Raw genomic sequence first — 26,814 nt, 5'->3', positions numbered from 1 at the left:
GGTGGCATGGGGTTACTGATTTTCGACTGCGATGGGGTGCTGGTCGACAGCGAGACCATCGCCGAAAGCGTGCTGCACGAGCAGCTCGCGGCCTGGCTGCCGGACCTGGCCGCCGAGCACGAGCTGCGCGGTGCGCTGGGCATGACCACGGCGGGGATCCTGGCCCATCTGGAGGGGCTCAGCGTGCACCAGCTGCCGCCGGATGCGCTGCTCAGCATCGATGCGGCCATCGAACGTAGGCTGGCCGGCGAGCTCAAGGCGATCGCCGGCATCAGCGAGGCGATCGACGGTCTCGATCTGCCGCTGGCGATCGTCTCCAACAGCCGCCGCGCGCGGGTGCTCGCCTCGCTCTCCCACACCGGGCTCGACACGCGGCTGGGGGCAGCGCCGCTGTTCACCGCCGAACAGGTGGCGCGACCCAAGCCGGCGCCGGACGTCTATCTGCTGGCGGCGGAAACGCTCGCCACCGCGCCGGCCGACTGCCTAGTGGTGGAAGACAGCGTCTCCGGGACCCGCGCCGCCTGTGCCGCCGGGATGACGGTCATCGGTTTCACCGGTGCCAGCCATATCGACGCCGGGCACGCCGAACGGCTGCGCGACGCCGGGGCCTGGGCAACGCTCGAGCACATGACCGGGCTTGGCGAGCTGGTCGCCCGCTGGCAGCGCTGGCGCGCCGCCTGAGCGGGCCATCCACGCCCGCTTCATCAAAGGCTGTCTATCAGAGACTGGCTATCAAAGGCTGACTATCAAAGATTTGGGCTATCAACGACTGCGTGATCAACACAGGAATATTGCGATGAAACTCGATAGGCGCACGGCAGTGGTGACCGGTGGGGCCCGTGGCATCGGGCTGGCGATCGTCAGCCGCTATCTGGAAGAGGGCGCGCGGGTAGCGATCGCCGATATCGATCTCGCCGCCGCCGAACAGGCCGCGGAGACGCTGGCCGCGCGTCACGGTGATGCGGTGATGGCGGTGCGTCTGGATATCTGCAGCAGTGAATCGCGCACGGCGATGATCGAGGCGGTCCAGGCGCGCCTGGGGCCGATCGACATCCTCGTCAACAACGCCGCGGTATTCGACATGGCGCCGGTGCTCGAGGTCAGCGAGGCGAGCTATGACAAGCAGTTCGCGGTCAACGTCAAGGGCACCTTCTTCACCCTGCAGGCGGTGGCGGCGCACATGGTCGAGCGCGGTGAAGGTGGCAAGATCATCAACATGGCGTCCCAGGCCGGGCGCCGCGGCGAGGCGCTGGTGAGCATGTACTGTGCCACCAAGGCCGCGGTGATCAGCCTGACCCAGTCCTGCGGGCTCGACCTGATCAAGCACGGTATCCACGTCAACGGCATCGCCCCGGGGGTGGTCGACACCCCGATGTGGGACGAGGTCGACGCGCTGTTCGCCCGCTACGAGGGGCGCCCGCCGGGGGAGAAGAAGCGTCTGGTCGGCGAGGCGGTGCCCTACGGCCGCATGGGGCGCCCGGAGGATCACGTGGGCGCGGCGGTGTTCCTGGCCAGTGCCGACAGCGATTACGTGGTGGCGCAGACGCTCAATGTCGATGGCGGCAACTGGATGAGCTGACATGGCCGACACCACGCCCACCTTCGACATCGTCACCGCCGGGGAGCTGCTCGCCGAGTTCGTCGCCGAGCGCCGCGGCCAGCGCTTCACCGAGGCGGGGCGCTTTCTCGGCCCCTTTCCCAGCGGGGCGCCGGCGATCTTCGCCTCCCAGGCGGCACGCATGGGCGCCCGGGTCGCCTATGCCGGCTGCGTCGGGGCGGATGGTTTCGGCGAGTTGATCCGTGAACGCCTGACCGCCGACGGCATCGATATCGGTGCCGTCGCCTGCGATCCCGAGCGCCCCACCGGCACCGCCTTCGTGCGCTACCGCGATGACGGCGAGCGTGACTTCGTGTTCAACCTGGCGCACAGCGCGGCGGCGCGGCTGGCGCTCGACGAGGCCGGGCTCGCCCGGCTCGCCGATACCCGCTACCTGCACGTGATGGGCTCCTCGCTCACCTCGCCCGAGGCGATCGCGCTGATCGATGCCCTGGTCGAGCGGGTCCACGCCCGCGGTGGGCAGGTCAGCTTCGATCCCAATATCCGCCCGGAGCTGATGCGCGACCCGGCCAGCCGCGAGGCGGTCCTGCGCCGGGTCGACGACTGCGACATCTTCCTGCCCAGCGAGGCCGACATCGCCTGGCTGGGGCAGGGCGAGGGCCAGGGCGAGGGCCAGGGCGCGGTTCAGAGCGAGAGCGAGGGTGAAACGGAGGCCGACACCGTGGCCCGGCTGCTGGCGACCAAGCGCCTGTCGCTGCTGGTGCTCAAGCGCGCCGAGCGTGGCAGCGAGGCCTTTCGTGCCGGTGAGCACCAGCGCGTGGGCGCCTTCAGCGTGACCGAGCGCGACCCCACGGGGGCCGGAGACTGCTTTGGCGGGGCGCTGATCGCCGCACTCGCCGCCGGTGATTCGCTCCCCCGCGCCCTGACCCTGGCCAGCGCCGCCGGCGCCCACGCGGTGACCCGGATCGGCCCCATGGAGGGGGCCAGCGACCGCACCACCCTCGACGCCCTGATCGCATCCCATGGAGATCTCACATGAGTGGCCATCTGCTCGACGCCATCGTCGCCGCCAACCGCGCCGGGCGGCCCAGCGGCATCTACTCGGTCTGCTCGGCGCATCCGCTGGTGCTCGAGGCGGCCTTCGACCGTGCCCTGGCCGATGGCTCGCCGCTGCTGATCGAGGCGACCTGCAACCAGGTCAACCAGGAGGGCGGCTATACCGGCCAGACCCCCGAAGACTTTCGCGCGCGGGTGGTGGCGATCGCCACGCGACGCGGGTTCGACCCGGCCCGCCTGATCCTGGGCGGTGACCACCTGGGCCCCTCGCCGTGGCAGCACCTGCCCGCCGCCGAGGCGATGGCACGCGCCGAGACGCTGGTCGCGGCCTACGCCGCGGCGGGCTTCACCAAGCTGCATCTGGACGCCAGCATGGGCTGTGCCGACGACCCCGCGGCGCTCGACGATGCCGAGATCGCGGCGCGCGCCGCGCGCCTGTGTCACGCTGCCGAGGCCGCTGCCGGTGAGCGCCGCGGCGAGCTGCGCTATGTGATCGGTACCGAGGTGCCGACCCCCGGCGGTGCCCATGAGCGGCTCGAGGGCGTGGCGGTCACCACTACCGCCGATCTGGCGAGCACGCTGGCGGTTCACGCCGCGCGCTTCGCCGATGAGGGGCTCGACGACGCCTGGCGCCGGGTACGCGGCGTGGTGGTGCAGCCGGGCGTGGAGTTCGGCCACGCCGAGGTGGTCGATTTCGACCCGGCCGGTGCCCGGGCGCTGAGCCAGGCGATCCTCGACTGGCCCGATCTGGTGTTCGAGGCGCACTCCACCGACTACCAGACGCCGGCGGCCTACCGCGCGCTGGTCGCGGGGCACTTCGCCATTCTCAAGGTCGGCCCCGCGCTGACCTTCGCCATGCGCGAGGCGCTGTTCGCCCTGGCCGCCATCGCCGCCGAGACCCCGGGTATCGAGGCGCCGGATCTGGACGCCGCGGTCGAGCGGGCGATGCTCGACGAGCCGCGCTACTGGCGCGCCTACTACCCCGGCGACCCTGCCGAGCAGCGTTTCGCCCGGCGCTACAGCCTGAGCGACCGCATCCGCTACTACTGGGGCGTGCCCGCGGTCGCGGCCACGGTGGAGTCGCTGTTCGCCGCGCTGGAAGCGCATCCGCTGCCACTGCCGTTGATCAGCCAGTACCTGCCCGATGCGTATCGGGCGATCCGCGTCGGCCGGCTCGCCCCCGAGCCGCGTGCGCTGGTGCGCTGGCATATCGAGGGCGTGCTCGACGCCTACGCCCGGGCCTGCCAGGACACCGCCGATACTCCCGCGTGCGATTCATGATGAGGATGATGCGATGACCCAGGTGCAGTTCGACTTCAGCGCCAGCGTGGTGATGATCACCGGGGCGGCCAGCGGCATCGGTCGCGAACTCGCCCAGCGCTTCGCCGCCGCCGGCGCCAGTCTGGTGCTGGTCGACAAGCAGGCCGAGATCGAGACCGTGGCGGCGGGGCTGGCAGGCGAGCCTCTGGCCGCGGTACTCGACATTACCGACGAGGCCGCTGTCGAGGCGCTGGTCGAACGCGCCGTCGCGCGGTTCGGGCGTATCGACGTACTGGTCAACAATGCCGGTATCGGCCCGTTGGCGGCGGCCGAGGCGATGGAGACCGCGCTGTGGGACGCCACCCAGGCGGTCAACCTGCGCGGGGTCTTCTTCGGCTGCCGCGCGGTGGGGCGGCAGATGCTGGCGGCGGGCTACGGGCGCATCGTCAATCTTGCCTCCCAGGCCGCCAGCGTCGGGCTCGAAGGGCATCTCGCCTACTGTACCAGCAAGTCCGGCGTGCTCGGGCTGACCCGCACGCTGGCGCTGGAGTGGGGGCCGCGCGGGATCACCATCAATGCGGTGTCGCCGACCGTGGTCGACACCGAGCTGGGGCGCTACGGCTGGGCCGGCGAGAAGGGCGAACGGATGAAGGCGCTGATCCCCACCCGGCGCTTCGCCACGCCGGCCGAGATCGCCCACGGGGTGATGTTCCTGGCCTCGCGGGAGGCGGCGATGATCAACGGCGCCGATCTGCGCATCGACGGCGGCTACACCGCCTGCTGATACATCAGCTAATGACCTGCTGACATGTCATGGACGGACCCATACGTCATCACATCAGGTCATCACACCATCTACGCAGAGGAGCAGACGCATGTCGATCACGCCTGACGCCACGGGCTCGGCGCTGCCCATGTCGCCATCGCTCGAAGTGATGGCCGAGCGCGTGCTGGCGGCTTCCCGCGCCGAGCGGCGCACCCTGGTCGCCATCGCCGGGCCGCCGGCGGCGGGCAAGTCGACCCTCGCCGAGGCGCTGTGCGCGCGCATCGATGCGCTGCGTCCGGGCTATGTCGCGCTGGTGCCGATGGATGGCTACCACTTCGACAACGCGGTGCTGATTCCCCAGGGTCGACTCGACATCAAGGGCGCACCGGAGACCTTCGATGTCGCCGGGCTGAGCCACGACCTGGCCAGACTGCGGCGCGACGATGGCCCGGTGGCGGTACCGCTGTTCGACCGCCCGCTGGACCTGGCCCGGGCCGGTGCACGACTGATCCAGCCCGGCCACCGGCTGGTGCTGGTCGAAGGCAACTATCTGCTGCTCGACCGCGCGCCCTGGCGGGCGCTGCGCTCGTTCTTCGACCTCACGCTGTTCATCGAGGTGCCCGACGCGGTGCTCGTCGAGCGACTGCTCCAGCGCTGGCACGACCTCGGCCAGGATGCGGCGGAGGCGGCCAGGCGTACCCATGCAAAGGACATGCTCAACGCCCAGCTGATCAAGGCCCACTCGGTGGCGCCGGACTGGCACTGGCACTTTCTGGCCGGCACGTCGGACGCGCCCGAGACCTTGGGCGCGCCGGCTATCGCTGATTCGTCCGATACCGCGGGTTCAATCGATACCGCGGGTTCAAGCAGAGTATCGGATTCACCCGGCCCCGCTGGCTGACGCCGAAGCGTCGTTTCATCCCGAGCCCGCGTCGCGCGGGCCACACCCATGCTCAAGCCCCAGCGCCGCCGGGCGCGCGGCAACACGGATACAGGCCGTGGCCGGCCCAAGGAGACCCCCGATGACCGCACTCAACCAAGCCAATCTGACCCAGCTCGATGCCGCCGTGGCGACCCCGAGCTATGCGCGTGATCGGGTCACGCCGGGTATCGTCCACTTCGGCGTGGGTGGCTTTCACCGCGCCCACCAGGCGATGTACCTCGACACCCTGATGAACCGCGGCGAGGCGCTCGACTGGGGCATCGTCGGGGTCGGGGTGATGCCGGGCGACAAGCGCATGCAGGCGGCGCTGGCGGCTCAGGACCACCTCTATACGCTGGTGGTCAAGCACCCCGACGGCGAGTACCAGCCGCGGGTGATCGGCTCGATCGTCGACTATCTCTACGCCCCGGACGATATCGAGGCGGTGCTCGAGACCCTGGCCGATCCGCGCATCCGCATCGTGTCGCTGACGGTCACCGAGGGCGGCTACAACTTTCACCATGTCACCGGCGAGTTCGATCTCGACAACCCCGATGTGCAGCACGACCTGGCCTCGCCGCAGACGCCGCGGACCACCTTCGGCATCGTCATCGAGGCGCTGGCGCGGCGTCGGGCGCGTGACATCGCGCCGTTCACGCTGATGTCCTGCGACAACATCCAGGGCAACGGCGAAGTCGCGCACAAGATGTTCGTCGCCTATGCCCGCGCCCGCGACCCCGAACTCGGCGCCTGGGTCGAGGCCGAGGTGCGCTTCCCCAACTCGATGGTCGATCGCATCACGCCGGTCACCACCGCCGCCGACATCGACGAGATCGCCGAGCGCTTCGGCCTCGAGGACCGCTGGCCGGTGGTGTGCGAGCCCTTCACCCAGTGGGTGCTGGAGGATCATTTCAGCCTCGGCCGGCCGGCCTTCGAGACGGTCGAGGTGCAGGTGGTCGAGGACGTCATTCCGTATGAATTGATGAAGCTGCGTCTGCTCAACGCCAGCCACCAGGCGCTGACCTACTTCGGCTATCTGGCAGGCTACCGCTACGCCCATGAGGTGTGTCAGGATCGAACCTTCGTCGATTTCCTGCTCGCCTACATGGATCGCGAGGCGACGCCGACGCTCTCGCCGGTGCCGGGGGTCGATCTCGACGCCTACAAGCACACCCTGATCGCGCGTTTCGCCAATCCGGAGATCAAGGACACCCTGGCGCGGCTCTGCGCGGAGAGTTCGGATCGCATTCCCAAGTGGTTGGTACCGGTGATCCGTGAGCGACTGGCCCAGGATGGCGATATCCGTCTCAGCGCGGCGGTGGTCGCCAGCTGGGCGCGCTATGCCGAAGGGGTCGACGAGCAGGGCGCGCCGATCGAGGTGGTCGACCGGCTCAAGGATTCGCTGATGGCGATCGCCCAGCGCAACCGCGATGAACCCACGGCATTCATCGAGAACCGCCAGCTGTTCGGCGATCTGGCCGACGACCCACGCTTTCGCGCGGCCTATCTCGACGCCCTGGAACGGCTGCACCGCGACGGCGCCCGCGCCTGCGTCGAGCACCTGATCGGCGCCTGATACGCGATACCCCGGACCCGCGACAACACAGACAAGGAAACCAGCATGTACATCGGCGTGGATTGCGGCACTCAGAGCACCAAGGTGGTGCTGGTCGACGGTGCGGACGGGCGGATCGTCGGCGAGGCGTCGCGACCTCACGCGCTGGATCAGGGCGACAACGGGCGCCGTGAGCAGCGCGTCGAGAGCTGGACCGACGCCTTTCGTGGCGCCCTCGACGAAGCCCTGGCGCAGGCCGGGGTCGACGGCCGCGCCGTGCGCGCGATCGGCATCTCGGGCCAGCAGCACGGTATGGTGGCGCTGGATGCCGCCGGCGTGGCGGTGCATCCGGCCAAACTCTGGAACGATACCGAGACCGCGGCCTGGAACGCGGATCTTATCGAACGGCTCGGCGGCGAGGCGGGCTGTCTCGACAAGCTGGGCCTGGTGCTGCAGACCGGTTACACCGCCTCCAAGGTCGCCTGGCTGCGCGAGACCCATCCCGAGGCCTACGCGCGCATCGCCACGCTGCTGCTGCCGCACGACTATCTCAACTTCTGGCTCACCGGCGAGCGCGTGGCCGAAGCCGGGGACGCCTCCGGCACCGGCTACTTCGACACCCGAACCCGCCAGTGGCGCCACGATGTGTTCGCGACCATTGCCCCGGAGCTCGACCCGGCGCAGGTGCTGCCGCGGCTGATCGATTCGCGCGAAGCGGCCGGTACGGTACGCCCCGAACTCGCCCGTGAGCTGGGCCTGGGCGAGGACGTGCTGGTCGCCAGCGGCGGCGGCGACAACATGATGGGCGCGATCGGCACCGGCAACATCGTGCCCGGGCGGGTGACCATCAGTCTCGGCACCTCGGGCACCATCGCCGTGCACTCGCCGGAGCCGGTGGTGCCCGACAGTGCCATGGTGGCCAACTTCTGCGCCAGCCACGCCGGCTGGTTGCCGCTGATCTGCACCATGAACGTGACCTCCGCCACCACCACCATACGGGAGCTGGTGGGGCTCGATATCGCCGGCTTCAATCGCGCGGTCGAGAGCGCCGAGCCAGGCGCCGGCGGTGTCACCCTGCTGCCGTTCTTCAGCGGCGAACGGGTACCGGCGCTGCCCCAGGCCCACGCCAGCCTGCACGGCCTCACCAGTCTCAATACGCGCCCCGCCAACCTGTGCCGGGCGGCGGTGGAGAGCGCCACCTACGGTCTGCGTTACGGGCTCGAGCTGCTGGGGCCGCTGGCCGATCAAGCGACCCAGGTGCGCCTGGTCGGCGGTGGCGCCAAGAGCGCGGTGTGGCGCCAGATCGTCGCCGACGTGCTGGATGTGGAGGTGGTGTGTCCGGTGGTGACCGAAGCCGCCGCCTTCGGCGGTGCGATTCAGGCGCGCTGGTGCGACCGGCGCGACGCTGACATCGATCTCGCCGCGCTGTGCCAGGCCTGGGTGGCGCTGGACGAGACCACGCTGACACGGCCGCGCCCCGAGGTGGTGGCGCGCTATCACACCCTCTATCGCCACTATCGCGAGACCTTGGCGGCGCAGTATGCGATCGCCGACTGAGCCTGCCGGATCGAGGTGTGATCGCCCGGCGAGCCCGGCGGATCAGTGTTATCCTTTAGGGATTGGGATTGCGAAGGGGTGCAATCCACACATCAAGACGATGGAGCGATTCATGACACAGCAGCTCGACTCTCTCAAACAGCTTTCCATGGTCGTGGCCGACACCGGCGATCTCGACGCCATCCGGCGCTATCAGCCGCACGATGCTACGACCAATCCGTCTTTGATTCTCAAGGCCTTCGATCTCGACGGCTATCAGGACCTGATCGACGAGACCCTGGCTGCAGTGAAGTCCGAGGTCTCCGACCCCGATGCGCGCATCGAAGAGGCGGTCGACCGGTTGTCGGTGGCGATGGGTACCGAGATCACCAAGATCGTACCGGGGCGCGTCTCCACCGAAGTCGCGGCCAAGCTCTCCTTCGATGAAGCGGCCAGCATCGACAAGGCCCATCACCTGATCTCGCTCTACGAGAAGCAGGGGGTCTCCAAGGATCGCGTGCTGATCAAGCTCGCTTCCACCTGGGAAGGCATTCGTGCCGCCGAGAAGCTCGAGAAAGAGGGCATCAATTGCAACCTGACGCTGCTCTTCTCCGATGCCCAGGCGCGTGCCTGCTTCGAGGCCGGGGTGTTCCTGATCTCGCCCTTCGTGGGTCGCGTCACCGACTGGTACAAGAAGGCCACCGGTACCGACTCCTACGCGCCGGACGAAGATCCGGGGGTCAAGTTCGTGCGCGGTGTCTGCGACTACGCCAGCCGCTACGGCTACCAGACCGTGGTGATGGGCGCCAGCTTCCGTAATACCGACCAGATCCTGGCGCTGGCGGGCTGCAACCGCCTGACCATCTCGCCGGCCCTGCTGGAAGAGCTTTCATCCACCGAAGGTGAGGTGACGCGCAAGGTCACCGATGAGAGCGATCGTGCCGAGCACCCGGGCCGGATCGGCGAAGCCCAGTTCCGCTGGGAGCACAACGAAGACGCCATGGCGACCGAAAAGCTCGCCGAAGGCATTCGCAACTTCGCCGCCGACCAGAAGAAGCTCGAAGGGCTGCTGGCCAAGCGCCTCGCCTGATACGCCTCTCGGTTGCTCGTGCTAGACCCCAACACCCGGCCATGTGCCGGGTGTTTTGCTATGCGGGGATGCCATCATAGTGCTTCCAGAATAGTATTCTGCATTGCGTTTTAAATTATCGATAAAGGGCATGTTTTTACCCGAACATAAATCCCGATATAGAGATTTAAATTGATTTATTCTAGTCGGTTGCTTTTTTAGTTCGCAATAAAAAAAATACTTAGGTTCATTTTTTTCGTTGCTCCCCTTCTCCGATAATGCGCCCGCTTGCACGGTTTGATCCCTATCATCGTGCTGACGACGAATCTTGAGGAGGGTGGGTAATGGCTGTCACATTTGATGTCATCCAGACCGCGGGCATCGCGGCAGTGGTCTATTTCTTTGCTATGTCGATCAAGCAGCGGGTAACGTTGCTTAGACACTTTTTCATTCCGGCACCGGTCATCGGCGGGCTTATCGTCAGCCTGCTGTTATTCGCGATGTCCCAGGGGGGCGGGGTAGAGGTGCATTTCGACAAGACCCTGCAGAACTTTTTCATGAACCTGTTCTTCACTTGCGTGGGGTTCACGGTCAGCGCCGCGTTGATTCGCTTCAGTGGCCGGCAAGGTGCGCTGCTTGCAGTCATCGCGGTGGCTTTTCTTGTGATCCAGAACCTCGTTGGGGTGGGCTTAAGCCGATTGCTGGGCATCAATGAATTGCTGGGCATCGCCATGGGTTCCATCTCGATGTCCGGTGGTGTCGGTTCGGGCGCAGCATTCGGGCCGACGCTGGAAGCGGCCGGTGCAGTTGGCGCGACGACGATCGGCATCGCCGCGGCCACCTTCGGGTTGCTGATGGGCAGTCTCATCGGTGGCCCCGTTGCCAAACGCCTGATTGACCGGCACGGTCTGCGGTCGGCGGGAAAAGAGAGCTATGACGTTCAGTCGACAGAAGCGTCGATCCCGTTGACCGGTAGCGGGTTGTTCCGGTCGACCCTGGTCATTCTGATCGCCGCCGCCATCGGTACCGTGATCTCCTGGTTGCTCAATCTGACGGGAATCCAATTCCCCTATTACGTCGGCTGCCTGTTCGGCGGCGCGCTGGTACGTAATTTTGCCGACGCGGGCCGGTTCTCGCTGCGCATGCCCGAGATCGATGTAATAGGGGACATTTCGCTCAATCTCTTCCTTTCGATCACGCTCATGAGCCTCAACATCGCGGCGCTGATTGGGCTGGCGCTGCCCATGGTACTCATTCTCCTGGCGCAAATGACGGTCATGGCGCTCTATGCCTATGTCGTTACCTTTCGGTGTATGGGGAGAGACTACGACGCGGCCGTGATGGCGGCGGGGCATTGTGGCGTGGGGCTGGGCCAGACGCCCAACGCCTTGGCGAACATGTCCGCGGTCATCGAGGACCGGGGGCCCGCGCCTCGGGCGTGGTTCGTGCTACCGATCATCACCGTGGTGTTCATTAACATCTTCAACCCGCTGGTCATCACGCTGTTCATCAATCTGTTCGCGTGACAGTGTACGTTAAATATTCTTAAAAAGAATATTTAAAGATATAAAAATATCGCTTTTTGAGTTTATTGCCGTCGCTTACCGTGATCGAAACCACAAGCCTGGAGTCCGACATGAGCCTTCACCCCCATGTTTCTACCGTTCCCACGTTGGCCGATCCTGCGCTTATCGAGGCGCTTCAGAGCATCGTCACACCGCACCTTAGTGACAACCTTGATCGCTTGAGCGGCATTCGGGGGCTCACGCCCCACCACGACGGCACGAAACTGGTCGGCACCGCGTTCACGGTCAGGTGCCGTCCCGGTGACAACCTCTATGTCTACCAGGCACTGACGCTGATCCGTCACGGGCATGTCCTGGTGCTCGAAGGCGGGGGACATCTCGACAACGCGCTGATCGGCGAGTTGATCAAGCTTTACGCCCAGCAGCGCGGCTGTGCGGGGTTCGTGGTCGACGGCGCCATTCGCGACGTGGAGGCGTTCGCCAGCGATAGCATGCCGTGCTACGCCCGGGGTGCCGTGCATCGTGGCCCGTACAAGCACGGCCCCGGCGCACTCAACGTGCCGGTCTCGGTCGGTGGTCAGGTGGTCAATCCGGGCGACATCGTTGTCGGCGATGCGGATGGCCTGGTCACGTTTTCACAGACGGAGGCGGAGCCGCTGATCGCGGCGGCTCGCGCCAGCGCGCGCAAGGAGGTCGGCATCATGGAGGAGATCGCCACCGGCGCGCACCACCAGCGCTGGCTCGACGCTGTGTTGTCGGCGCAGGGGCTCGACTACGGCAGGGAGTCCGCATGAGCCAGCAGTTTGCTGATCGCCTTGCGCGCATCCAGCCGTCACCCAGCGTCGAAGCCAATGCCCGCGTCACCGAACTGCGCGCCCAGGGCAGGGACATCGTCAACTTCACCATCGGCGAACCCGACTTCGATACGCCGGCACACATCGCCGAAGCGGCGATCGCGGCGCTGAAAGCGGGCGATACCCACTACACGCCGTCGGCCGGTACGCAGGCGCTTCGTCAGGCAGTCGCCGACAAGCTCGCACGTGACAACAATCTTGGCTACGCCCGCGACGAAGTGGTAATCGGTGCCGGTGGCAAGCACATCCTCTATCACGCTCTGGCGGCAACGTTGAACCCCGGCGATGAGGTGATCGTGCCGGCGCCCTATTGGGTCTCATACCCCGACCTCGTCGCGCTCAACGAAGGCGTGCCGCGCATCGTCATCTGCGATGCTGCCTGTGGTTTCAAACTTTCGGCGAAGGCCTTGGCCAGCGCGATTACCCACAAAACACGTTGGCTGGTGCTCAATACGCCGTCCAATCCCACCGGTGCGGTCTATACCGCGGCTGAACTCGATGCTCTGGCGGCTGTGCTGCGCGAGAACCCCCATGTGGGCGTGATTTCCGACGAGATCTACGAGCACTTCGTCTATGCGCCGGCGAGTCATCTCTCCTTGGTCAACGTCGCGCCAGATCTCAAGGCACGCACGCTGATCGTCAACGGCGCTTCCAAGGGCTACGCCATGACCGGCTGGCGCATCGGTTTCGGCGCCGGGCCGCGCGATCTGGTCCGGGCGATCGTCAAGCTGATCTCTCAGACGACGACCTGCCCGAGTTCTCTCAGCCAGGCCGCCGCGGTGGCGGCCTTCGCCGGTGACCAGGCACCGGTACGTGAGATGGCTGCGCGTTACACCGAGCGTCGACGGCTGATGCTAGAGGGAATTCAGTCGGTGATAGGTGTAAGTAGTTTCGCCCCAGATGGCGCCTTCTACGTCTATCTCGATGTTGGTGGTCTGATCGGGCGAGAGACTCCGACGGGGCAGCGGCTCCAGAGTGACGACGACGTGGTGCTCTACTGGCTCGAATCGGTCGGGGTGGCGGGGGTCAGCGGCAAGGCCTACGGGCTGTCCCCCTATGTCCGAGTCTCCTTCGCTATCGGGGAGGAGGCGATTCAAGAGGGATGTCGAAGGCTCGGCGAAGCATGCCGTGCGTTGCGCTGATGTGAGCGGAACCCTGATGGAAACAATCTAACAATTCACAATGACGACAACGAGGTTCTTATGACGATCACTATCCGAGGCGCTCGGGGCTTGCCCGTGCGAATTTTCATCGGCTTCGTGCTGGGCATTGCCTGCGGTTTACTGTTCTCTAATTTCTCCTTGGCGATCAAGCCATTGGGCGACGCTTTCATCAGTGGCATCAAGATGCTCATAGTGCCGATCATCTTCTTCTCGGTGGCCGGCGGCATCGCCAACATGGGCGATGTTCAGCAGCTCAAGCGAGTGGGTGGCAAGACGCTGCTGGTCTACACAGTGATGACTGTCGTCGCCGGGGTTATTGGACTGAGCGTCGCTTCCATCATTCAGCCCGGGCAGGGGCTAGATATTGACGCTAATGCACCAGTGAATGCTGCAGCGAACGGTTTGGATATCGGCCAGTTCCTGCTTCAGATGATTCCCAGCAATCCCGTCGAAGCCATGGCCAGTGGCAATGTCATCCAGTTGATCGTGTTTACCATCCTGGTTGGCGTCGCCATGGTCATGCTGGGTGAGCGCGCCGCCAGGCTGCGTGAGCTGTTCGACGAGGGCGCGGCGGTCTCGTTTCGTATCCTCGATATGATCATGGCCGTCTCTCCGCTCGGTATCTTCGCGCTGATGGCGTACGCGGTCGCCAACTATGGCATCGATATCTTCGGTCAAATCGGCAAGTTTGTGCTGGCGGACTACGCTTCGTTGCTGGCGATCTGGATCGTGGCATCGATCCTGCTGGTGATGTTCACACGAATCTCCTACGCACGCTTCGCACGCAAGATGGTGCCGATCTGGCTGATGACCTTGTCGACCACCAGCAGCAACGCCACGCTGCCGGTGACGATGAAGGTCACCAATCAGGACCTCGGCGTACCGAAATGGCTGTGCTCGTTCATGCTGCCGCTGGGGGCCACGATCAATTTGATGGGGGCCGCTGCTTATCTTTCGGTGCTGGTGGTTTTTGCTGCGGGCTTCTACGATCTGCCGCTGAGTCTGTCGCAGATGGTGAACGTGATCTTCATCGGCACCATCCTCTCGATGGCGGCACCGGGCATCCCTGGCGGCGGCATCGTCATGGGCACGCTGATACTGCAACTGATGAACCTGCCGTTCGAGCTGGTCGGGGTGATCGCCGGTATCTATCGCATCGTCGACATGGGCCACACCACGCTCAACGTCTCCGGGGACGTGATCGGCGCGCTGCTGGTGGCGAAGAGCGAACGTTTGCTGGACACTCATCGGGCTGCGTCGCCGGTGGCCGCCCCGCACTCCGCCGACGGTGCCTCCTGAAAAGGGCATCCGCTGGCAACGACATCAGTAAGAGTTGAAATAGAGCTGGTCGAAGCAGCAGGCCTGTTTCGCCAGCTCGACGATCGCGTCGTTGAGATTGGCCTGGCGATCGGCGCGGTAGAGCGCGCAATACCGCACGTGAGGCAGCCCTGGCGCGGTATTCAGCACCTGAAGCATTCCGCGGTCGATTAGAAACTGCAGACAGTGGCGGGGTAGATAGCTGATGCCCACCCCGGCCAGGGTCAGGCCCACCTGTGCCAGCAGATAGTCGCTGACGAGGGTGTTGCGCAGACGCACTCCATGCTGGGAGAACCAGCGCTCGTACACCAGACCGGTGCCGGAGTGGCTGCCCTGGGAGAGCACGGTGAACTCGGCGAGTTCCGCCAGCGTCAGCATATGATCTTCCGCCACCGTACCGGGCGCCGCCATCCAGGCATTCTCCACGCTCTTTAACGGCTGCGACACGAAGCGCGTATCCGAGAACACGTCGGGCACGACGACCATGTCCAGCTTGTCTTGCTCGAGTTTATCGAATAGATCACTGCTGAGTTCGATGGACGGTTCGATGTTCAGACGGGGGAAGCGCACACGAATGCTCTCGATCAACTGTGGCAACCAGGTCAGGCCAGTGAGTTCGGTCACACCGATGCGAAAGTGGCTTTGGATCACCGACTCATCGCTGATCCGCTCAAGCAGATGATCGCGCCGCTCCAGCAGCTCCCGGGAGAGCGTCAATAGCTCAGCTCCCTTATCGGTCAGGCGCGCCGAACGCCGGCTGCGGTCGAACAGCGCCACGCCAAACGCATCCTCGAGCTCCTGGATGCGCTTGGAAATTGCTGACTGCGTGGTATGCAGCTTGTGGGCTGCCGCCTCGAAACTGCCCAGCTCACTGACCCAGTAGATGGCGTCGAGCTGCTTGAAGGTAATCATGGCAAAATCCTCAGCCTCGGGGCCGCGCGAAAAGCATTCAATAAAAGAATGAATATTTTTTTTAATGTATCGTAAAAAGCGAATTAAAATCATGCCGCTCAATGGTGCGGGGGAGCGAAGAGAGGCGTTATCAGCTGCACTGAACCCCATCTGTAGCACTGCGCGACCGTCTCGGTCATCAATGTTTACGTCCTAGTAGATCGGTATCGGCTCACTGATGTCAGTTTTCATCACTGTGCTAATGTGACTGTATCACTGTACCCAGAAGCCTATGGTAGCTTTTGACATAGAGCGGCCCAGCTCTCTTCCACCGAGGATGAGATGGGGCGCAAGGTCATTTAGAACGCCGCCACTGACCAAAGCTACAGCGCTGAACACCCGGCCATGTGCCGGGTGTTTTGCTATGTGCGTGGCTAGGGTGGCGGGTTCACTGCTCCAGTATTCGCCGGTAGCGCTCGGCATAGCGTGGCCAGGCCTCGGGGTTGAGCAGGCGCGGCGGTACCTGGCCATCCAGGGTCGCGATCAGTTGCTCCGCCGCCCAGGTGGCGATGTTGCGCCGTGCTTCCCGCGTCACCCCGGCGGTGTGGTAGGTCGCCATGACGTTGGGCATCTGCAGCAGCGGGTGGTCCCGCGGCGGTGGCTCGATGTCCCAGACGTCGATGCCGGCGCCGGCCAGATGCCCGCTCTCGAGGGCTGCCGTCAGCGCCGCTTGTGAATGGATGCCGCCGCGCGCCGTGGTGATGAACAGCGCCCCCGGCTTCATCGCGGCGAAGGCGTGCGCGTCGAAGAGATCGAGGGTGTCGGCCTGGCGCGGGCAGTGCAGGGAGACGATGTCCGCCTCGGCCAGCAGCACCGCCAGCGTCACCGGGCGCGCGCCGCGTTGGCGAATCGTCTCGGCGTCGAGCAGCGGGTCATGGGCGATCACGTCCAGGCCGAAGGCGCGCGCCAGCTCGGCGACACGCCGGCCGATATGGCCGATTCCCACCAGCCCCAGGGTCTTGCCGTAGAGCTCTCGACCCATCAGATCCTCACGCGAGAACTCGCCGCCGCGGCGCAGGCGATGATCGCTCTCGGCAAGGCGCTTGTTGACGCCGAGCATCAATCCGAGGGTGTGTTCGGCGACCGACTGGGCGTTGGCGCCCGCCTGATTCATGACCAGCACGCCGACCCGGGTGCAGGCCGCGACGTCCACGGTGTCGTAGCCGGAGCCGGAGGTCGAGACGCACAGCAGGTTGGGCGTGTGGGCCAGGAGCTCCTCGTCGGCGAACCAGCGGGCGGGAGTTTCATCCTTGGCCGAGGAGACCTGATAGGCATGGGCCTGGCGCAGGGTGTCGGCGTGATCCTCGGGGGCGCTGGCCACGGGAAGGGTGGTCAGGGCGATGTCCGGGCGGTCGGCGTAGCGCTGCTGCATCGAGACGTCGTACCACACGTCGAGCCGGAACACCGAGCGGTGACCAGCGCGTGGCCCGGCCGATGATGAGGGTGATGTAAGTGGGGTGAGTTCGGGATGCTGGGTCAAGGCTGGGTCCTCTATGGCTGATCATGAAGTGGGCGGTCGGTGTGGGGCTCGCGGGCGCACGTTGCGGCGGGCTGGGCCAGGCCGCGCTCGCCCAGCATCGTCAGCGCGGCCAGGTGATCGCGGCCTAGCTGATCCAGCCGGGTGATACCCAGCAGCGCCATGTCACGCCGGATTTCGGCGGTCATGAGGTCGATGGCGTGGGCCACGCCCGCCTCGCCGCCCACGGCGGCGGCATAGGCGAAGGGGCGGCCGATGAACACGCAGGCGGCCCCCAGCGCCAGGGCCTTGAGCACGTCGGTGCCGCGCCGAAAGCCGCTGTCGATCATGACCGGCAGATCACCGGCGGCGGCGAGGATGCCCGGCAGCGCGCGCAGCGGCGAGAGGGCGCCGTCCAGCTGGCGGCCGCCGTGGTTGGAGACGATCAGCGCATCCACGCCGAGTGCCCTGGCCCGGGCTGCATCTGCCGGATGCAGCACGCTCTTGAGCACCAGGCGACCCGGCCAGCGTTCGCGAATGAACGCGAGATCGTCCCAGTTCAGGTGGCCGCGGTCGGAGATATCGCGATTGACATGGGGTGAGAAGATCGGTGCGCCGCGCGAGGCGTAGTTGTTCTCGAAGTGGGGCATGCCGTGTCGCATCAGCGTGCGCAGGAAGGTGTCGCACAGCCAGCCGGGATGCGAGAGGCCATCCCAGGCGAGCCCGAGCGAGGGCTTCAGCGGTGAGGAGAAGCCGGCCCGGCGGAGATTGTCCGGGTTGGTGGCGACAGGCGTATCCAGGGTGATCACCAGCGTGGTGAAGCCCGCGGCCTGTACCCGTGATATCAGCGCCTCGATGGCCTCCCGGCCGGCGGGGAGGTAGGCCTGGAACCAGGTCGACTCGCCTTGGCCGCCGAGGGTTTCCATGCGGATCAGTGACGAGCCGCTCATGATCATGGGAATGCCCGCGGCGCGTGCCGCGTCGGCCAGCACCACATCCGCTCGATAGGCCCACAAGGCGCCGAGCCCCATCGGCGCGATACCCAAGGGCGAGGCCATCTGCTGGCCCAACAGCGTCGTCTCCTGGCTGACCCGGGAGACATCCACCAGGACGCGTGGCACCAAGCCGTAGTCGTCGAAGGCGTCACGATTGGCCTGGAACGCGCGGCCGTCCTCCGCCGAGTTGGCGATATAGGCGAAGATCGCCCGCGGCAGGTAGCGTCGCGCGGCCGCCTCGAAGTCGTGCAGATTGTGCAGGCGTGCCAGCCGCCGCCTCACCAGCGCGTGACGCGCCCGCGCGGAGAGCGACATGGGGCTCTCCCTCGGCCCGGCCGGCGAGTTCGGCCTCACTGCAGGCCGAGCCGCGCGAGGGTGCCGCGCAGGTCGAGCAGGTCCAGCGTGCTGGCGCCTCGCTCCAGCTCGCGCCGGAAGGCCTCCTCTTTCTCTTCGCGGGCCTGGGCGGCGGTGATGACCTCATCGAGCTCCGCGGCCTCAACCACCACCACGCCATCACGATCGCCGACCACGAGGTCGCCGGGGCGAATCGAGACGCCACCGCAGACGATGGTGTGGTTGACCTTGCCCGACTGGTGCTTGTGGGTGCCCTTGATCGAGAGGCCGCGGCAGAACACCGGAAAGCGGGAGTCGATGATCGCATCGGCGTCGCGCACCATGCCGTCGATGATCAGACCACGGATGCCCGCCAGACTGGCGGCCAGGGTCAGGATGTCGCCCCAGGGGCCACCTTCGCTGAAGCCCTTGGCATCGACCACCAGCACGTCCCCCGGCTTCGCCTGGGAGATGGCGTAGTGGATCAACAGATTGTCGCCGGGGGCGCAGTCCACGGTCAGGGCTCTGCCGGCCAGTCTCAAGGTGGGGTCGAGTGGCTTGATACCGCAGTCCATGGCACCGCGTTGGCCCTGGGCTTCGTGCAGCGTTGCGCTGCCCAGGGTCTTCAGCGTCTCCAGCGTGGCTTGCGAGGTCATATCGTCTTCCCGTCGTTCTGGTGGATAGTTCTGGTGGATAGTTCTGGTGAACAGCCCTCGTGAACAGTCCTGGTGAAAGGCCCTGATGAAAAGCGTCTGGGGCCAGTCGTCGTGGCTCGATCGGCGATGGGGCGTATTCATCCCGCTTAGTACAATAAAAAAACAATATTTAGGGTCTGTCTATCTGCGATCGGTTTTTTCAATACGAGACAAAAGTCTAATGATGATGAATTTCAAAAATAAACAATCACTTGGTGGGTTTTCTGAGCGCCGGTGCGGCATCGACGAAATCGACGCTTGAGGCGGGGTGTCCGCTATGGTTCGATGATTTTGTTTTTATGAAAGAACAATAACGGCGGGGTGCTCGACGGCTCTCTGCCAGCGCACCGCGCCAGGCCAGGTCGCGACGAACGACCCTGGCGGTCAACCAGGAGAAGCCAATGAAGCCCGGCAAGAAGACCCGAACACTCGCCATCGCCGCCCTCGTGCTGACACCGCTGTCGGCCATGGCGGATTATCCCGAGCGTGCCGTCCAGATGATCGTGGCGTATTCCGCTGGGGGCGGCACCGATATCGCTGCCCGCACCCTGGTGCCCTACATCGAGAAAGCCCTGGGCACCGACATCACCGTGATCAACCGGCCGGGTGCCGGTGGTGAGGTGGGCTTCACGGCACTCGCCAACGCCCAGCCCGACGGTTACACCATCGGTTTCATCAACACGCCCAACGTGCTGACCATCCCCATCGAGCGCAAGACGCGCTATACGCTGGCCGACTTCCAGCCGGTGGCGAGCGTCGTCGACGATCCCGATGGCTTCAATGTGGCGCCGGACAGCCAGTTCGACTCGCTGGCGGCGCTGGTCGACTACGCCAAGCAGCATCCCGGTGATATCACCTATGGCACCACCGGGGTCGGTTCGGACGATCATCTGGCGGCGCTGGCGCTGGAACGTCAGGCGGGCATCGAGATGACCCACGTGCCGTTCCCCGGCGCGGCCGATGTGCGCCAGGCGCTGATGGGCGGTCATATCGACCTGGGCATCTTCAACATCGGAGAGGCGGCGTCCGACGTGAAGGCCGGGCGGGTCAGAATGCTCGCCCAGGCCGCCGCGCAGCGCTCGAAGGAGCTGCCCGACGTGCCGACGACCGCCGAGGCGGGTTACCCGCTGATCATCGGTTCCAACCGCGGCATCGCCGTTCCCGCCGGCGTGCCGGGGCCGATCGTCGACAAACTCTCCAGCGCCATCGCGACCGCGATGCAGGACGAGGACTTCCGCAAGGCGGCCGCGCAGCAGTCGCTGCCGCTCGACTATCAGAATCCGACCGCCTATCAGCAGACGCTCGAGGATCTGCAGGTGCGCTTCCAGGCGCTGTGGAACGAGTCGCCCTGGAGTGATTGACGCCCCTGGCGGGGCAATCGCTCCGCCGCCTGCCTCCCGCTCCGGGCTCGGCCCTGGCTCGGGAGTCGTCACTTTGGAGAGGAGTGCACACCATGCGTCAAGCCACGCTGGAGACGAGTGTCGCCCTGGCCGGGGCGGTGCTCAGCGGCTGCGGGCTCTGGCACGCGCTGAGTTTCACCCGTGACTCGGCCTATCTGCCCACGGCGGTGATGAGTCTGCTGACCTTGCTGCTGCTGGTGTGGGGGATTCGCGCGGCCTGGTCGCTGCGCCAGGCAGGCAGCGACACGCTGCGCTTTGCCCCGGGTCATGCGCGGCGGTTTCTCACCCTGCTGGCGACCTCCGTCGCCATGATCGCCATCGCCCCCAGGCTGGGTTTCGCCACCACCTTCTTGTTGTTCGTACCCGTGAGCGGATGGCTGCTCGGCTATCGCCAGGGCAAGTGGCTGGTGACGACCGCGATCCTCTTTTCACTGCTGATCTATCTGATCTTCCAGATCGTGCTCGACAGACCGCTGCCGCCGGAGCTGGCGCTGCGTCTGGTGACCGGGAGCTAAGCCATGTGGGATTCGATTCTTGCCGCCTTGCCGCTGCTGTTCTCGCCGGCCGTACTGCTGGCGATGGCCGGCGGCACCACCATCGGCGTGCTGATCGGTGCGCTACCCGGGCTTTCCGCCACCATGGGGATTGCCGTGCTGATCCCGCTGACCTTCACCATGCAGCCGCTGGTGGCGTTGGGGATGATGGCCGGGATCTACAACGGGGCGATGTACGGCGGGGCGATTCCCGCCATTCTGCTGCGCATTCCCGGCACGCCCGCGGGGATCGCCACGGTGTTCGACGGCCACCCCATGGCGCAGAAGGGGCAGGGGCTCGAGGCGATGAAGATCGCGCTGGTGTCCTCGGCGGTCGGCGGTTCGATCAGCGCGCTGGCGCTGCTCTTTCTCAGCCCGCCGCTGGCAGCCATGGCGCTCAAGTTCGGCCCCGTCGAAATCTTCTGGCTGGCGATCTTCGGGCTGGCGGCGATCGCCGTGCTGCTGAGCGACGCCCCGATCAAGGGGCTGATCAGCGCCTGTATCGGTCTGGTGATCGGCATGGTGGGTATCGATTCGATGACCGGCAATGAGCGCTTCACTTTCGATGTCATGGAACTGATGGGCGGCATCGACATCCTGGTGCTTTTGACCGGGCTCTATGCCATTCCGCCGGCGCTGACCCTGGCGCAGGAGGCGCTGCTGCTGAGTCGCAGCAGTGGCGGCAGTGGCAAACGCACACACAGCGGCATCGGCTGGCGACGCCTGCTGCCGACCTGGGTGCGCGCCTCGACCATCGGGGTGATCGTGGGGATCATTCCCGGCACCGGCGGCAATATCGCCGCCATGCTGTCGTGGAACGAAACCCGGCGCGTGGCCAAGGACAAGTCGCGCTTCGGCAAGGGGGCGCCGGAGGGCGTCGCGGCGGCGGAGTGCGCCAACAACGCCGACAACGCCGCCTCGCTGATCCCTGCCCTGACCCTGGGCATCCCCGGCAGCAGCGTATCGGCGGTGATCCTGGGCGGGCTGCTGGTGCACGGCATGCTACCGGGGCCGGAGCTGTTCACCCGCTCGGCGCCGGTGACCTACGGTTTCATCCTGGCCATGCTGGTGACGTCGATCATGCTGTTCGTGATCGGCAGGCTGGGTGCGCGGCTGTTCATCAATGTGATGTACATGCCGGCGCTGCTGCTGGCGCCGATCATCATCGCTTTGACCACCATCGGTGTCTATGCCATCAACAACAGCCTGTTCGATGTCTGGCTGATGCTGGCGTTCGGGGTCATGGGTTGGGGCATGGAGCGTCTGGGGATTCCGCTGGCACCGGCGGTGCTGGCGGTCATTCTGGGGCCGGTGGCGGAATCCAGCCTGCGTCGGGCGATGCTGATCGGGCACCATCAGGTGGGGTTTCTGTTCTCCAGCACCATCGCCATCGTCATGGTCACGCTCATCGTGCTGACGATCCTGGTGCCGCTGGTTCGGCGCCTGCTGACGCACTACCGTGGGCGGCCGTCGAAGCTGGCCATGGCCGCCGATCCGCAGCGGGCGCGTCGCCACATGGAGCCGGAACCCTGACTTGGCGGTGCCAAGACACGCCAAGACACAACCAGCGTGACGCGCCGCCGGGAGATCGACGGCGCGTCACGCCTCCTCGGCGGCGTTCCAGGGCTCTCCTTGCTCCCGCGCCGACTGCCGGGCCATGAAGGCGCAGTAGGCCATGCGCAGGTGCACCCGCATCAGGTCCTCGGCGTAGCGCGCCTCGCGGCGCTCGATCGCATCGATGAGGTCACGGTGCTGCTGCATCGAGCGCTGCATTTCGGTCTCGGAATAGAGATAGTAAGACCCCACCGTGATCGGCGAATCGACCAGCATCCTGACCATCCGGCTGAGCTGGACCGAGCCCGCCGCGCTCAGGATGACCTGATGGAACAGCTGGTTCTCGCTCTGGATGCTGAACAGATACTTGTCGGGCTGCTCCCGGTAGATCCCCTCGATGACGCTGGCATGGTGGCGCAGGTGCGCGATCTGCTCCGGCGTCGCGCGGCTGGCTGCCAGCCTGGCGGCACGTGACTCCAGCAGGATGCGCAGCTCGTAGATATCGACGATATCGTCCTGCTGCCACGGCGAGACGAACGAGCCACGACCTTTCTCGTGATAGATCAGACCATCGTCGGCGAGGCGCTGGATCGCTGCTCGCACCGGTGTGCGGCTGACCGAGAGCATGTCGGCAAGGTGGGCCTCCTTGATCTGCATGTCCGAGGAGAGCTCCCCGGACATGATCTGTCGTCTCAGGATCGTGTAGACCCGGTCTGTGAGCTTGGTCATGCGGCCCGGCTACCTCGATAGGGATATCGTATCGTCCCGTGACCCGACCCGCAGGCGGGACCCGAAGACGATCCGACGATACTACCCAAGAGACGCCATGGGCGCGAGACGGGCCCCGGCCGAGGCTTCAGGCGCTTTTCCACACCTCGGCCAGAATCTCGTAGGAGCGCACCCGGTCGGCGTGGTCGTAGCAGTCGGTGTTGACCATGATCTCGTCGGCACCGGTGGCGTCGAGCAGCGCGTCGAGCTGACGGCGCACGCTCTCTGGGCCACCGACCACGGCGGCGCCGAGGTTCTGCGACACCGCGGCCTCTTCCTGGGGCAGCCAGTCGAGCCGCTCGACCGGCGGCCGTGTGCGGGTGCTCTTGCCGCGGATCAGGTTGAGGAACTTCTGCTGTTGGGTGGTGGCGAGGAAGCGCGCGCGCTCGTCGCTTTCCGCCGCGATCAGCGGAATGCCGATCATGGCGTGGGGGGCATCGAGCACGCCGGGCTGGAAGCCCTCGCGATAGAGGTGCAGGGCTTCGCGCATGTAGCCGGGGGCGAACTGGCCGGCGAAGGCGAACGGCAAGCCCAGGCGTGCGGCGAGCTGGGCGCTGTAGCCGCTGGAGCCGAGCAACCAGATGGGCACGTGGGTGCCCTGGCCGGGGATTGCGCGCACGCGCTGGCCCGGGGTGGCGTCGCCGAGATAGCGGCGCAGCTCGTCGAGGCGCTCGGGGAAGTCGTTGACCCCGGCATAGGGGTCACGGCGCATCGCCTGCATGGTCACACCATCCGAGCCCGGAGCGCGGCCCAGGCCCAGGTCGATGCGGCCGGGGTAGAGCGTCTCCAGGGTGCCGAACTGCTCGGCCACCACCAGCGGCGGATGGTTGGGCAGCATGATGCCGCCGCTACCCACGCGGATCGTCGACGTGGCGCCGGCGACGTGGCCGATCAGCAGGCTGGTCGCGGCGCTGGCGATGCCATCGATGTTGTGGTGCTCGGCCAGCCAGTAGCGGTTGTAGCCCAGGCGCTCGGTCTGCTGGGCGAGGTCGACGGTATGGCGGAAGGTCTCCGCCGGGGTACCGTCGAGGGTGATCGGTGCCAGGTCCAGCACCGAAAGCGGAATGTCGGCCAGTCGTGACATGGGACTCCTCGATCGAAAACGGCGGGCGAGTTTCCTTAGCGCCCTCATGATTCCCATCATGAGGGCGCCCATCACGATTGCAAGCGTAGTTCCCGCCATCGGCTCACTCAGGCAGGGCTCAGCTCTTCAATTGACTCATCAGCTTCTGAATATCCTGACGCCGGCCGGCATCGGCGCTCTCGCGGCCGGGGCGGGGAGCGGCGGCCAGTGCTTTCTGCAGCGCCTGGCGGGCCTTTGCGTCATCGCCCTGGTCGTGCAGGAAGTCGGCCCAGAAATAGTTGCTGTCGATGCCGTCGGGATTGATCGCCAGCCCTTTCTGTAAGAGCTCACGCGCCTTGTCGTCGTCGCCGAAGGCGATCGGCCAGCCGGGTACCTTGTGATAGAGCGTGCCCAGACTGGTATAGGCGGAGCCATTCAGCACCTGGGGGTCGATGGCCAGGGCCTTCTCGAACTGCTGACGCGCCTCCTTGACCTGGGAGAGCGCACTGAGGCCGCCGCCGGCGCCGGCTTCGGAGGCGCGGATGATACCGGCCCAGGTGTGCAGTTCGGCGCTTTGCGGATGCGCGGCGACCAGGGCGGTGGCGCGCTTGTAGAGCTGGTCGAAGGCGTCCTCGCGGCGTGATTCCGGCAGTTGGTAGCTGATGTTGGCCCAGCGGCTCTGCAGTTCGTGCAGGCCGGCGGCCACTGAGGTGGCGGCAGCGGCGGGTGCCGCCTGCGCTTCGGCCACGGGGGTGGCGAGCAGGCTGGCGCTGCCGCTGAGGCCGAGCAGCAGTGCCAGGGCCAGCGGGCGCCAGCGCCGGGAGCGCGAACGAATGCCAGCGTGAGCGACGGTTTGGGAGAGCGAAGCGGGTGTCATGATGACCTCACGAATCAGGAAGATGGCGTCGAGACGCGACGCGCGTGGCGCTGGATGATCGGTAGCCGCTTCTTGAGCGCGCGGTCGACCATCCCGGGCAGCAGACCGTTGAGACGGACCAGCAGACACTCGGGCCAGCCCAGCTGACGCTCGCGGGTGCGCTTCTCGATGCTCGAGACGATCGCCGCGGCCACCGCCTCCGGGGCGTCGACGGCGTTGCCGAGCGCGGCGTTGAGCGAATCCGCAGCGGCACTGTTCATGCCGGTGCGGGTCGCCCGCGGGGCGATGTGCAGCACCGCCACCGGGGTGTCGGCGAGCTCGCGGCGCAGCGCCTGGCTGAAGCCGCGCAGGGCGAACTTGGTGGCACAGTAGGTGGCGTAGCCCGGATGGCCGATGGCGCCGAAGGCCGAGCCAACGTTGACGATCCAGGCGCGGTCGTGGTGCAGCAGGCGCGGCAGCAGCGCCTGGGTCAGCAGCAGGGTGGCGGTGACGTTGAGCTCGACCATGGCACTGATGGCTGCCGGGGCCTGCTCCTCGAACAGGCCGAACTGGTTGCTGCCGGCGGCGTTGATCAGCATGTCGATGCGTATCTCGCTGGCGGCATCGACCACCCGGCGGCGCTCTTCTGTTTGGGCGAGATCCGCTTTGAGCACGTGGATGCGGTCCGGTGCCAGCGCCGCTAGGCGATCCAGGCTCGGCTGGTTGCGCCCGACGATCAGCAGTGTGGCACCGGCCTCGGCGAGTTCGGCCACCAGTGCGCCGCCGATACCGCCGCTGGCACCGGTGACCAGGATGCGGCGATCAGACCAGCGCATCGGCAAGTACCTCGCTGGTGTGGGCGTCGCCCGCGGCCTGGCCGAGAGTCCGGAACATCGCGCCGTAGAGGCGGTAGACCATGTTGGCGGTATCGATCACCGCCTGCAGGTCCTGGGCCGATTCGATGCGGTTGATCTGCTCTTCGAAGAACGCCAGGTGGCCGATGTCGAGGCTGCCGTGGGACTCCAGGTAGCGGAAGGCATCGGCGGGCAGGCCGGCGCCGTCGCGCATCTTCTCCGCCGCCTGGGTGGCGATGGCGGTGCTGGTGCCTTCGAGTACCTGAACCATGCCGAAGAAGCCGATCGGGTTGCCGTGTTCGATCACGTCGCGCACGTAGCTCACCATCAGCTCGGTGGCCGGCGCCGGGCGCCCGGCGGCGACCGCGTCGGCATCGCCGCCGAGGGCGCGAATGTCATCCAGAATCCACGCCTGGTGGCCGTACTCTTCCTCGATGTACTCGACCAGCGCGCCGCGCAGCCACTCCAGGCGCTCGGGCAGGCGTGCGCCGCAGGCCATCATCAGCGGCACCGTGTACTTGACGTGGTGGTAGGCCTGGGTGAGGAAGGCCTGATAGGTGGCGCGATCGATGTCACCGGCCAGGGCGCGGCGGATCACCGGCGTGTCCAGCAGCCACTGGCGCTGTTCGGCGGTTTGCTGCTGCAGGGTCTGATACGGGGTCATGGCGTTCTCCAGGGCGGCCTTGCTGGCCGCATGATGGACAGGGGTGGTGCGAGTCGAGGCGTCGTGCGTCGATTTCGCGGATGTCGTGTCTTGAAGCGTCGGGTCTTGAA

At 66.0% G+C, this 26,814-nt stretch carries 25 protein-coding genes; 16 read left to right on the top strand and 9 right to left on the bottom strand.

Annotation, left to right across the window (positions count from 1 at the left end):
• Positions 1–6 precede the first annotated feature (6 nt).
• From QO259_RS13095 to QO259_RS13035, 13 genes are all read left to right on the top strand, one after another.
• Complete coding sequence (locus QO259_RS13095; RefSeq protein WP_207032274.1) at positions 7–681, top strand: HAD family hydrolase; 675 nt, start codon at positions 7–9, stop codon at positions 679–681.
• 115 nt (positions 682–796) lie between these two features.
• Positions 797–1,579 carry an L-iditol 2-dehydrogenase gene (locus QO259_RS13090; RefSeq protein ID WP_285950287.1) on the top strand — a complete coding sequence of 261 codons (783 nt, stop codon included), beginning with the start codon at positions 797–799 and terminating at the stop codon, positions 1,577–1,579.
• A gap of 1 nt (position 1,580) precedes the next feature.
• The gene (locus QO259_RS13085; protein ID WP_285950286.1) at positions 1,581–2,597 is read left to right on the top strand and encodes a sugar kinase; all 1,017 of its coding nucleotides are present in this window, start codon (positions 1,581–1,583) and stop codon (positions 2,595–2,597) included.
• Positions 2,594–3,895: a D-tagatose-bisphosphate aldolase, class II, non-catalytic subunit gene (locus QO259_RS13080; protein WP_285950285.1), complete on the top strand. Its 1,302-nt coding sequence runs from the start codon at positions 2,594–2,596 to the stop codon at positions 3,893–3,895. Before QO259_RS13085 ends, QO259_RS13080 begins: the two co-directional genes overlap by 4 nt.
• Positions 3,896–3,908: 13 nt before the next feature.
• Entirely contained in the window at positions 3,909–4,658 is a 750-nt protein-coding gene (locus tag QO259_RS13075) for a GolD/DthD family dehydrogenase (protein WP_285950284.1), read from the top strand.
• Positions 4,659–4,749: 91 nt separating this feature from the next.
• On the top strand, positions 4,750–5,541 hold the full coding sequence (locus tag QO259_RS13070) for a nucleoside triphosphate hydrolase (protein ID WP_353057286.1): 792 nt from the start codon (positions 4,750–4,752) through the stop codon (positions 5,539–5,541).
• Positions 5,542–5,662: 121 nt separating this feature from the next.
• Positions 5,663–7,138 carry a mannitol dehydrogenase family protein gene (locus QO259_RS13065; RefSeq protein ID WP_285950283.1) on the top strand — a complete coding sequence of 492 codons (1,476 nt, stop codon included), beginning with the start codon at positions 5,663–5,665 and terminating at the stop codon, positions 7,136–7,138.
• Positions 7,139–7,183: 45 nt separating this feature from the next.
• Positions 7,184–8,674, top strand: a complete 1,491-nt coding sequence (gene xylB / locus QO259_RS13060; protein WP_285950282.1) for a xylulokinase — start codon at positions 7,184–7,186, stop codon at positions 8,672–8,674.
• A gap of 112 nt (positions 8,675–8,786) precedes the next feature.
• Positions 8,787–9,743, top strand: coding sequence for a transaldolase (tal, locus tag QO259_RS13055; RefSeq protein ID WP_285950281.1), 957 nt, complete (start codon positions 8,787–8,789; stop codon positions 9,741–9,743).
• Positions 9,744–10,066: 323 nt separating this feature from the next.
• Complete coding sequence (gene gltS, locus QO259_RS13050; RefSeq protein ID WP_285950280.1) at positions 10,067–11,248, top strand: sodium/glutamate symporter; 1,182 nt, start codon at positions 10,067–10,069, stop codon at positions 11,246–11,248.
• Between the two features lie 110 nt (positions 11,249–11,358).
• On the top strand, positions 11,359–12,042 hold the full coding sequence (locus QO259_RS13045; protein WP_285950279.1) for an RraA family protein: 684 nt from the start codon (positions 11,359–11,361) through the stop codon (positions 12,040–12,042).
• Positions 12,039–13,244: an aminotransferase class I/II-fold pyridoxal phosphate-dependent enzyme gene (locus tag QO259_RS13040; protein ID WP_285950278.1), complete on the top strand. Its 1,206-nt coding sequence runs from the start codon at positions 12,039–12,041 to the stop codon at positions 13,242–13,244. The genes QO259_RS13045 and QO259_RS13040 overlap by 4 nt, the downstream gene beginning before the upstream one ends.
• 60 nt (positions 13,245–13,304) lie before the next feature.
• A complete protein-coding gene (locus QO259_RS13035) occupies positions 13,305–14,564 on the top strand; it encodes a dicarboxylate/amino acid:cation symporter (RefSeq protein ID WP_285950277.1) in 1,260 nt (419 codons plus the stop codon).
• A 24-nt stretch (positions 14,565–14,588) separates the two neighbouring features.
• Here the strand turns inward: QO259_RS13035 and QO259_RS13030 are convergent, their stop codons facing one another.
• The 4 genes from QO259_RS13030 to QO259_RS13015 all read right to left on the bottom strand — a co-directional run bounded on the left by QO259_RS13030 (position 14,589) and on the right by QO259_RS13015 (position 18,973).
• Positions 14,589–15,587: a LysR family transcriptional regulator gene (locus QO259_RS13030; RefSeq protein WP_285950276.1), complete on the bottom strand. Its 999-nt coding sequence runs from the start codon at positions 15,585–15,587 to the stop codon at positions 14,589–14,591.
• Positions 15,588–15,921: 334 nt separating this feature from the next.
• Positions 15,922–16,938: a hydroxyacid dehydrogenase gene (locus QO259_RS13025; RefSeq protein ID WP_285950275.1), complete on the bottom strand. Its 1,017-nt coding sequence runs from the start codon at positions 16,936–16,938 to the stop codon at positions 15,922–15,924.
• 86 nt (positions 16,939–17,024) lie between these two features.
• Positions 17,025–18,299 (bottom strand): alpha-hydroxy acid oxidase, encoded by a 1,275-nt coding sequence (locus QO259_RS13020; protein ID WP_285950274.1) that lies wholly within the window; start codon positions 18,297–18,299, stop codon positions 17,025–17,027.
• Between the two features lie 35 nt (positions 18,300–18,334).
• A complete protein-coding gene (locus QO259_RS13015; RefSeq protein WP_285950273.1) occupies positions 18,335–18,973 on the bottom strand; it encodes a 4-carboxy-4-hydroxy-2-oxoadipate aldolase/oxaloacetate decarboxylase in 639 nt (212 codons plus the stop codon).
• 440 nt (positions 18,974–19,413) lie between these two features.
• On the opposite strand from QO259_RS13015, the gene QO259_RS13010 reads away from it, so the two are divergent.
• From QO259_RS13010 to QO259_RS13000, 3 genes are all read left to right on the top strand, one after another.
• Positions 19,414–20,373: a tripartite tricarboxylate transporter substrate binding protein gene (locus QO259_RS13010; RefSeq protein WP_285950272.1), complete on the top strand. Its 960-nt coding sequence runs from the start codon at positions 19,414–19,416 to the stop codon at positions 20,371–20,373.
• Positions 20,374–20,465: 92 nt separating this feature from the next.
• Positions 20,466–20,927, top strand: a complete 462-nt coding sequence (locus QO259_RS13005; protein ID WP_207032248.1) for a tripartite tricarboxylate transporter TctB family protein — start codon at positions 20,466–20,468, stop codon at positions 20,925–20,927.
• A gap of 3 nt (positions 20,928–20,930) precedes the next feature.
• Entirely contained in the window at positions 20,931–22,478 is a 1,548-nt protein-coding gene (locus tag QO259_RS13000; protein WP_207032246.1) for a tripartite tricarboxylate transporter permease, read from the top strand.
• Between the two features lie 66 nt (positions 22,479–22,544).
• Here QO259_RS13000 and QO259_RS12995 read toward each other — a convergent pair whose 3' ends face one another.
• From QO259_RS12995 to QO259_RS12975, 5 genes are all read right to left on the bottom strand, one after another.
• The gene (locus tag QO259_RS12995; protein WP_285950271.1) at positions 22,545–23,228 is read right to left on the bottom strand and encodes a GntR family transcriptional regulator; all 684 of its coding nucleotides are present in this window, start codon (positions 23,226–23,228) and stop codon (positions 22,545–22,547) included.
• Positions 23,229–23,355: 127 nt separating this feature from the next.
• The gene (locus QO259_RS12990; protein WP_285950270.1) at positions 23,356–24,351 is read right to left on the bottom strand and encodes an LLM class flavin-dependent oxidoreductase; all 996 of its coding nucleotides are present in this window, start codon (positions 24,349–24,351) and stop codon (positions 23,356–23,358) included.
• Positions 24,352–24,469: 118 nt separating this feature from the next.
• Positions 24,470–25,207, bottom strand: coding sequence for a tetratricopeptide repeat protein (locus QO259_RS12985; protein WP_285950269.1), 738 nt, complete (start codon positions 25,205–25,207; stop codon positions 24,470–24,472).
• 14 nt (positions 25,208–25,221) lie between these two features.
• The gene (locus tag QO259_RS12980) at positions 25,222–26,022 is read right to left on the bottom strand and encodes an SDR family oxidoreductase (protein WP_285950268.1); all 801 of its coding nucleotides are present in this window, start codon (positions 26,020–26,022) and stop codon (positions 25,222–25,224) included.
• Positions 26,009–26,704, bottom strand: a complete 696-nt coding sequence (locus QO259_RS12975) for an iron-containing redox enzyme family protein (RefSeq protein ID WP_035474077.1) — start codon at positions 26,702–26,704, stop codon at positions 26,009–26,011. Before QO259_RS12975 ends, QO259_RS12980 begins: the two co-directional genes overlap by 14 nt.
• Between the last annotated feature and the right edge of the window lie 110 nt (positions 26,705–26,814).

Origin of the sequence: Salinicola sp. JS01 (assembly GCF_030284585.1) — a bacterium.
In the GTDB taxonomy this organism is placed as follows: Bacteria; Pseudomonadota; Gammaproteobacteria; order Pseudomonadales; family Halomonadaceae; genus Salinicola.
Note: the sequence above shows the minus strand (reverse complement) of the source record. Positions and strands in the feature narration are given on the sequence as shown.